General features: G+C 40.0%; 1 protein-coding gene. It reads left to right on the top strand.

The window, feature by feature from the left end; all coding sequences use genetic code 11:
* Window positions 1-249 precede the first annotated feature (249 nt).
* Window positions 250-1449 (top strand): IS110 family RNA-guided transposase, encoded by a 1200-nt coding sequence (locus BK127_RS42115; RefSeq protein WP_076238575.1) that lies wholly within the window; start codon window positions 250-252, stop codon window positions 1447-1449.
* The last annotated feature ends 137 nt before the right edge of the window (window positions 1450-1586 follow it).

The following is a 1586-nucleotide window of genomic DNA, read 5'->3' as shown; positions in this document are numbered from 1 at the left end:
CGTTAAAATAGGTTTCGTATTATGAGGTTAACCAGCTAAATCTGGTTAACCTCATTTTTTGCGTTAAAATTAGCATTAGCCGGTGAGAACGATAAAATAGGTGGGCTCATAGCCCGTTACACAAACTGTTCACCTGCTATTGCACAAACCATGATTGGGCTGGTTGAGACATTGATCTCGTATAACACGCGAAGCTATGGCAGTGCAATGGTTAGTGGGATCCGGTCATATTAATTTGAGGAGGGCATTATGAATCCTGTTGTTGGTATTGATGTATCAAAAGGAGAAAGTGAAGGCTTTATTTTCCTTGAACGCAACAAATCCTTGGGAAAGTCGTTTCGTTTCTTGCATACCTTTGATGGTATTCAGAGCCTCATTTCAAGGCTTCAGGAAGTAGAGTCCTTAACGGAGAGAAGGCCAGCTATTGTATTGGAATCGACAGGACATTATCATTTGGGGCTTGTAGCTGCTCTTCAAAAGCAAGCGTATAAGATCATTATTTTGAATCCTTTGATCCCCCAGCGAGCAAGAAAATCAAAGCTGAGAAAAGTAAAAACGGACGCGGAAGATGCTAAGCATCTAGCTGAATTGTACTATAAAGAGGAGTTAAAACCTACGCCATTAAAACAAAACGAGCAAGCAGAGCTTCGCTTTTTAAGTAGGCAACACGAGATGATTACTCATGCTTATGTACAAGCACAGCTCAATTTCCAATCTATATTGGACCAATTATTTCCACTTTACTCTAACTTATTTGGACAGTTGTTTTCCAAAACAGCGTTGCAGGTGCTAAGGAAGTACTCGACACCTGAACAAGTCCTTTTGTCTGATTTAGAAGAAATCACACGTACCATTAGTTCTTCATGTAATCGATCAAGTTCTTGGGCGACTAAGAAGGCAGAAGATATTGTAACTGCAGCTAAAAACAGTCTGATGACGAACTCTTCTAATCATAGTCAGATTATCTCTTTACGGCTTATGATTGATCTGTTGATGGAGTATCAAACGCATCTCTCTCATTTAGAAAGAGAAATTCAAGTTATAGCAACGACAATGGAGGATTATCATTTGTTGTGCTCCATTCCCGGAATAGGACATAAGCTCGCCGCTACGATTATTGCTGAAATCGGTGACGTTACTACCTTTGAGCATGCTAAAAAGCTCGTAGCTTTCGCAGGTATAGATCCAAGTGTCTTCTCGTCAGGTAAGTTTACTGCGACTAGGAACCGTATTACGAAGCGTGGATCTACTCGTCTAAGGAGGGCTTTGTATTTGGCTGTTTTATGTGGCATTAGAGGGGCAGCTAGGAATACTCGGATTCGCGCCTTTTATGATAAAAAACGGCTTGAAGGAAAACCTCACCGCGTAGCACTTATTGCTTGCACCAATAAGTTGCTTCATATCATTTTTGCCATGTTGACTCGATCCGTTCCTTACTGCTCCGCATAACCACAAAAGATTCAAAATACCCATTAAATCCCAATTTAAGAAATGGGGCTAATTTAGTATTGTCTTTTTTACCATTCTAAACAAGATTAAAATCTTTCTTAAGCTCCTATTGACATTATATTAGCTGGTTTGTGTAC

This window comes from Paenibacillus sp. FSL H7-0331, from assembly GCF_001956045.1.
The sequence above is the reverse complement of the archived record's forward strand: the minus strand, read 5'-3'. Positions and strand labels throughout refer to the sequence as shown.

Excerpts from the sequence above, each read along its gene's own strand:
- BK127_RS42115 (WP_076238575.1), top strand. The coding sequence starts at position 250 with ATGAATCCTGTTGTTGGTATTGATGTATCAAAAGGAGAAAGTGAAGGC.